Annotated in this window: 6 protein-coding genes and 1 riboswitch; all 6 genes read right to left on the bottom strand. The window is 60.6% G+C overall.

What is annotated here, in order from left to right; translation table 11 throughout:
• Positions 1-48: 48 nt before the first annotated feature.
• The 6 genes from argC to DWV20_RS03920 all read right to left on the bottom strand — a co-directional run bounded on the left by argC (position 49) and on the right by DWV20_RS03920 (position 5,615).
• A complete protein-coding gene (gene argC / locus DWV20_RS03895) occupies positions 49-1,119 on the bottom strand; it encodes an N-acetyl-gamma-glutamyl-phosphate reductase (RefSeq protein WP_118206301.1) in 1,071 nt (356 codons plus the stop codon).
• A gap of 265 nt (positions 1,120-1,384) precedes the next feature.
• The gene (locus tag DWV20_RS03900) at positions 1,385-1,795 is read right to left on the bottom strand and encodes a pyridoxamine 5'-phosphate oxidase family protein (protein ID WP_118206300.1); all 411 of its coding nucleotides are present in this window, start codon (positions 1,793-1,795) and stop codon (positions 1,385-1,387) included.
• Positions 1,796-1,846: 51 nt separating this feature from the next.
• Positions 1,847-2,293, bottom strand: coding sequence for a pyridoxamine 5'-phosphate oxidase family protein (locus DWV20_RS03905; RefSeq protein ID WP_118206299.1), 447 nt, complete (start codon positions 2,291-2,293; stop codon positions 1,847-1,849).
• Positions 2,294-2,323: 30 nt separating this feature from the next.
• Positions 2,324-3,124, bottom strand: coding sequence for an energy-coupling factor transporter transmembrane protein EcfT (locus DWV20_RS03910; RefSeq protein WP_118206298.1), 801 nt, complete (start codon positions 3,122-3,124; stop codon positions 2,324-2,326).
• Positions 3,124-5,028: an energy-coupling factor transporter ATPase gene (locus DWV20_RS03915; RefSeq protein WP_118256417.1), complete on the bottom strand. Its 1,905-nt coding sequence runs from the start codon at positions 5,026-5,028 to the stop codon at positions 3,124-3,126. Before DWV20_RS03915 ends, DWV20_RS03910 begins: the two co-directional genes overlap by 1 nt.
• Positions 5,025-5,615, bottom strand: coding sequence for an ECF transporter S component (locus tag DWV20_RS03920; protein ID WP_055252299.1), 591 nt, complete (start codon positions 5,613-5,615; stop codon positions 5,025-5,027). Before DWV20_RS03920 ends, DWV20_RS03915 begins: the two co-directional genes overlap by 4 nt.
• A gap of 5 nt (positions 5,616-5,620) precedes the next feature.
• A riboswitch (FMN riboswitch) is annotated at positions 5,621-5,813 on the bottom strand.
• Positions 5,814-6,094 lie beyond the last annotated feature (281 nt).

Here is a 6,094-nt window from a genome sequence, read left to right on the forward strand (position 1 = left end):
GGCGCCCCACTCGATGCCCGACTACCAAATCGTTAACAATCGAATGTGCTACACCGGGCACGCCACTGTGGGCAAGCCTCGTCGCTCGTCAAAACCAAAGACGACGTTGGCGCACTGGACCGCCTGGCCTGCTGCACCCTTGCACAGATTGTCGATGGCGCCCGTAGCCACCAGAACGCCCGCGCGCTTGTTGAGCGCGAGGCCGATCTGGGCGGCGTTGGTACCGACGACCGAAGCCGTCTTGGGCTGCTGGCCGGCATCGAGTACGCGCACGAAGGTGCGACCGGCGTAGAACTGCTTGTAATGGTCGACAACGTCCTCAAGGGTCAAGGTATCGATAGCCTGCGGCGTAAGCGGCATCGTCACCGTAGAGAGCAGACCGCGCTTGAGCGGTGCCAGATGCGGGGTAAAGACGACACGATCGGTTAGGCCCAAGATCTGCTCGATTTCGGGCGTGTGACGATGCTTGCCCACGCCATAGGCCTCCAGGTTTTCGTCCGTGCTGCAAAAATGCGTACGGGCGTTGCAGGACTTACCGGCACCCGTTACACCGCTGATAGCGTCAACGATCACGGGGCCGCTCTGGGCAACCCAGCCAGCGCGCACGGCAGGCGCGGCGGCAAGGCTCGTTGCGGTGGGATAGCAACCGGCGCAGGCGACCAGTACGGGTTTGCCATCGGCATGGTCAGATGCGGCGGTCTCCAAATCCTGGCAGAACAGCTCGGGCAGACCAAAGGCGCGGCTCTTGAGTAGCTCGGGGCTCGTGTGCTCGGCGGCATACCAGGCCTCAAAGGTGGCCGGATCGCTCAGGCGATAGTCGGCCGAAAGGTCAATGCAGGAAACTCCCGCGGCAAGCAGGGCGGGCACCTGTGCCATGGCAGCTGTGTGCGGCACGGCCAAAAAGACCGCGTCGCAGTTCTTGAGCTCGGGGGCATCATGCGTCGTGAAGACAAGATCGCTTACGCCGGTGAAGCTCGGGTACACCGCAGACAACGGCTGGCCGGCATCGGCGTTGGACGTAATGGCAGCAAGTTCAAACTCGGGATGACCGAGGACGAGGCGAATGAGCTCGGCACCGGCATATCCAGCCGCACCGACGATTCCAACCTTTAATGACATATCAGACTCCTTGTCTGCAGTTATGCACCAATACGCATCATGCAGCCGTCGTTATGAAGTGAGTTGAAACTTTAGCACCAAAAGATGCATATATACGCAAATCTTTTGCATATTCATGCATTGAAACAGTCCCGACACATTCACTCAAAGGGATTGACAAATAAATACGGGCCCCATATTGCCCAGTGCGCCTTGCGGTGACGTTGCAATGTGGGGCCCGCTACATGCGAGAATTTGAATTGTCTAAGCTTGCTGAGAGACTCGTTTAGAGCTCGACCGGCACCCATTCGTCATGGTTGCAGATAAAGGCCTCGGGTTCCTCCACGCTAAAGAAGATGAGCGTTGGATCGTCTGCGCCCTCGTAGTGCTCGCCTAGGCGCTCCAGGTGCTTCCAGCCTGCCTCGCGCATATCGGGAGCGGCCTGGTCATCCAGACCCGCATGCCCGCGCAAGATGAGCCAGCCATGGCCCGGCCACCAACTCGTGGCCTCGAAGCGTTGATTTTGCAGCAGCTCTTGCCACACGTCTTTGGTGCGCGCCGTTACAAACCACAGCTTGCCGTCCTGGATCTGCGCAAACGAAAACGGACGCACATGCGGCTGCCCGTCAACGCTCGTCGCCAAATACCATGCCGGCACCGACGTCAGATACTCCAACACTGTATTCAATCCGTCCATGTGTCCTCCTGACGCTCGCCATTTTGAGATGGGTAGTTAATTTGAGACGCGCTAGAGCTCCAGGCGCTCCTCGCTGCCGTCGATATCGCAGAAGCGGGCGGCGATGTTGCGCACCGAGAAAAACGCAAGGCGACCGTCATTGGCGCTCTCGTGGTCTTCGCCGATGCCCACCATGTGCTTAAAGCCGGCTTGGCGCACCCGGTCGCTCACGACCGCGTCGTCCTCGAGCGCGGCCTCGCCGGTCAGCACAATCCAACACTCCCCCGGTTTCCAACCCGAAACCTCAAGCTTGGGGTTCGTGCTGAGCTCGGCCCACACGTCCTTATCGCGCGAGGTGCAAAACCACAGCTTGCCATCATCGACCATGGCAAACGAGAACGGCCTCACGCGCGGCTGATGTCCGTCCGTCACGTCAATCGTGGCGAGATACCACGCCGGAATACGCCTAAGATACGAACAGGCGCGCTCGAGCTGCGCCGTGCGGTCGTTGTCGGTCATAGGAACCCCTTTCCTGCGCTCGAATCGCGCCTAAACAAGTTGAAGATTGATGACGATGACGCAGATGAGCAGCAGCATCGTCACCACCGCTGCCAGCGCATCGCCGCGGCCAAACACAAGCGTATGCAGGCGCGTTCGGCCCTGTTCGCCATGATAACAACGGGCATCCATGGCGGCAGACAGCGTTTCGGCATGACGGAACACCCCCGTGAACAGCGGAATCGCCACACTGCCGAGCATACGCACGCCGCCGAGCGGGCCTCCCGTCACGCGCGCACCGCGGCTCGCCTGCGCATCGGCCGTCTGCTTTATCTCGGTGGCAAACTGCGGCATAAAGCGCAGCGCGATACCCATAATCATACCGAGCTCGTGCGCAGGAAGTCCCACACGCGCAAACGGCGCGAGCAGGCGCTCAAAGCCCGCGGTGAGGTCGAGCGTCGGTGTGGTGAGCGTAATGGCGCTCATGCCGGCCATCATCAAGGTCAGGCGGCACGCCATAAAGGCGGCGGAATGTAACGAGCCCTCGCTTATCTGCAAAAAGCCGAGCTGCCACAGAATGCGCCCGCTCTGGTCGGAAAACAGGTTGAGCACCGCGACCACCGCGACGATCGCCAGCAGCGGCGCCATCGATGACAGGACGCGACGAGCCGGCACCCGGGACACGGTATAGATCAGGACGACGAAGATTGCGACCGGGACCAGTCCGCGGAAGCTGTTGACCGTGAGCGTCGTGATCAGAAACACAAAGCCCAAGAGCAACTTGGTTCGCGGGTCCATGCGGTGGATTGCACTATCGCCGGGATAGTAGCTGCCAAACGAAAACGCCTCCATTAGCAGCCCTCCTCTCGCGCGACCGTCTTGGATTTAGCAATGTCCGCGACGTTAGAAGGACCGTCCGAGCGACCGATTAGCAGGTCCACCAACTCGTCTGCCAGCGACTCAACCGTATAGAGCCCGCCGCAACGCAGCGGCACGCCCGCTTCCGCAAGCGCCAGCGCCATGCGCTGGGCAGCGGGAACACCCAAGCCGATTGATTTAAGCTCATCCGCACGCGCAAAAACCTGAGCGGGCGTGCCCTCGGCAAACACCGAGCCCTCGTTCATCACGACAATACGGTCGCAGCAATTGGCAAGGTCATCCATGCTGTGTGAGACCATGACGACGGTCAGGCCCCCATGGTGAAGTCGATCGATGAGCTCCAGGAAATCGCTGCGCGCCGCCGGATCGAGCCCCGCCATGGGCTCATCGAGTACCAGGACCTCGGGCTCCATGGCAAGCACGCCGGCAAACGCCACGCGCCGCTGTTGGCCACCCGAAAGCTCAAAGGGGCTCTTGTCGCCCACCGTGGCCAGGTCGAGGCCCACGCGCGCGAGCGATGACTCAACGCGGCGGGCAACCTCGACCTGCGACAAACCAAGGTTATGCGGACCAAACGCCACGTCCTGTGCCACGGTCTCGGCAAACAGCTGACGCTCTGGATACTGAAACACCACGCCGACCTTTGCCTTAACCGCGGCGGCATCTTTCTTGTTTGCCAGGTCGAGCCCCAACGCGTAAACGGAACCCTCCTGGGGACGAATCAGGCCGTTGAGATGCTGAACCAGCGTCGACTTACCCGAACCGGTATGGCCCGCAAGGCCCAGGAACTCGCCACGGCGCACCGTTAGCGATACATCACGCAGTGCCCACGGACTGCTGGGGTCGTTGCCCCAAAGGGCTTGCTTGTTCGATTTGCCCGCAACAGCTGAGCGCTTGTGCCAGCGACGACGCTCGCGGGCGCTCAGCAAATAGCTATACGAAAGGTGCGAAATCTCGATGACGGGCTCCAGCGCGTCTGCGCTATCGATTGCAGAGGAGACGTTGTCGGGAATACGAGGATCGGATGCGAAAGGCCGCCCGGCGATGTCTGTCCTACTCCGCTCGGCATAAGCCTGCGCTATATCGGCGACCATATCCGCCTCGCGCACCTGTGCGCAAATGGGCACGCCCTTCGCGCGAAGCGCCCTGCCAAGACAGCACGATGCCGGCATATCCAGGTTCAGCCGCGCGAGTTCGTCCGCCTGCGTCAAGATCTCCTCGGGCGCACCGAGCATGGCGACGCGGCCCGCTTGGAAGACGGCAACGCGATCGGCCTCAGCGGCCTCTTCCATAAAGTGCGTAATCATCACGATGGTCATACCGCGTTCGTGCAGCGCGTGGCAGGCCTTCATAAGGCCCTTGCGCCCGCGCGGATCGAGCATCGAGGACGCCTCGTCCAATATGAGCACGCGCGGCTCCATGGCGAGAACGCCGGCAAGCGCCACACGCTGCTTTTGTCCGCCCGAAAGCGCATGGGTCTCGTGGCGCTCAAAGCCCACCAGGCCCACGGCCTTCAGCGCCTCGCGAACACGCTGCGCGATCTGGGCCGATTCGACCCCTAAGTTCTCGGGACCAAACGCAACATCGTCCTCGACAAGCGTCGCCACAAGCTGGTCGTCGGGATTCTGGAACACCATGCCCGCAGTCGAACGGATGTCGTAGACCAGCTCGAGATCGGACGCGTCCATGCCGTTGACGCGCACCGTTCCCGCATCGGGCTGCAGCAGCGCGTTCAAATGCTTGGCAAACGTCGACTTGCCCGACCCGTTTCCGCCGAGAATGCAGAAAAACTCGCCATCCTCGATGTTCAGATCGATGCCATCGAGCGCCGGTGTGGCACCGTCATAACTAAAGGAAACGCCCCGACACTCAATCATGCGCGGCCTTTGACCTGGTCCTTCTTGGGTGTGATGAGGTTGGAGACCGCCTTGTACACCGCCAATGTCAACACCGAGTTGAGCACGGTCTTGATGAGGTTAAACGGCAGCACGGCAGGAATCATGAGCGGGGCGATCACATCGACCGAGCCATACCAGAACCAAACGCCGATGGTCAGATTCGCAACCATGGACAGCGCCGTGGCGGCAATAACGCCCAGCACCAGGCCAATCACGGCACCCTTATAGGTATGCATCTTTTGGTAGACGATAGCCGCAGGCAGAATATAGCCCAGCGTGGCAACCAAGTTCATAAGCGCACCGACCCAATCGCCCGTGGTAAGCGCATGGATAACGATCGCCATGGCGGCAACGGCAGTACCGGCACCAGGACCGTACGCAAACCCGCACACCATCGCCGGCACCAGCGACGGGTCATAGGTCAAAAACGGCGCCGAAGGAAGGATGGGCAGCTGCACATACATAAACAGGGCGCCCAAGGCGCACATGAGCGCCATGGTAACGAGCTGTTTGGTGCTCCACCTATTCGTGTTCTCAAAATGGATATGCTGCGACTGTTCAGACATAAGATCACCTGCCTCTTTCATCCGGACTCTAACCGTTGGTACTGGGATCTCACCAGTTCAGCCGGCATGCGAACCAACGCACACACGGGTCGCGGACTCATCGGCTCGGTCGCAGGCACTTTACCTGCGCCACGGCGCCCCTTTGACACCGCCCGATTTACCGCCAGTGGGGAATTCCACCCCGCCCTGAAACAGCGAGGAAAAGTGTAGCACGAGGGAAGACAGGTGCAAGTATGCCGAGGATAATTTATGACGGGGATCAGTTACCGCAACAACCACGTTCCCCACCCATCCCAAAGTAACGCGCCTTTCGCGCAAAGCGCGAAACAGCGACCGGGACACGTACCCCTATCAACCACGTCCTCCGCCCACGCCGACCTCAAGGCCGTAAACGCAGGGGATCCGGGGGCGTGACGGGGGTTTCTCTCCGGAACATTCCACACTGATATCTTCTGTATTGAAGACGTCGATGATGCACC

Source organism: Collinsella sp. AF02-46-1, assembly GCF_003465825.1.
Classification (GTDB): Bacteria; Actinomycetota; Coriobacteriia; order Coriobacteriales; family Coriobacteriaceae; genus Collinsella.

Coding starts and splice junctions, on each gene's coding strand:
- argC (WP_118206301.1), bottom strand. CDS start 1,119: ATGTCATTAAAGGTTGGAATCGTCGGTGCGGCTGGATATGCCGGTGCC.
- DWV20_RS03900 (WP_118206300.1), bottom strand. CDS start 1,795: ATGGACGGATTGAATACAGTGTTGGAGTATCTGACGTCGGTGCCGGCA.
- DWV20_RS03905 (WP_118206299.1), bottom strand. CDS start 2,293: ATGACCGACAACGACCGCACGGCGCAGCTCGAGCGCGCCTGTTCGTAT.
- DWV20_RS03910 (WP_118206298.1), bottom strand. CDS start 3,124: ATGGAGGCGTTTTCGTTTGGCAGCTACTATCCCGGCGATAGTGCAATC.
- DWV20_RS03915 (WP_118256417.1), bottom strand. CDS start 5,028: ATGATTGAGTGTCGGGGCGTTTCCTTTAGTTATGACGGTGCCACACCG.
- DWV20_RS03920 (WP_055252299.1), bottom strand. CDS start 5,615: ATGTCTGAACAGTCGCAGCATATCCATTTTGAGAACACGAATAGGTGG.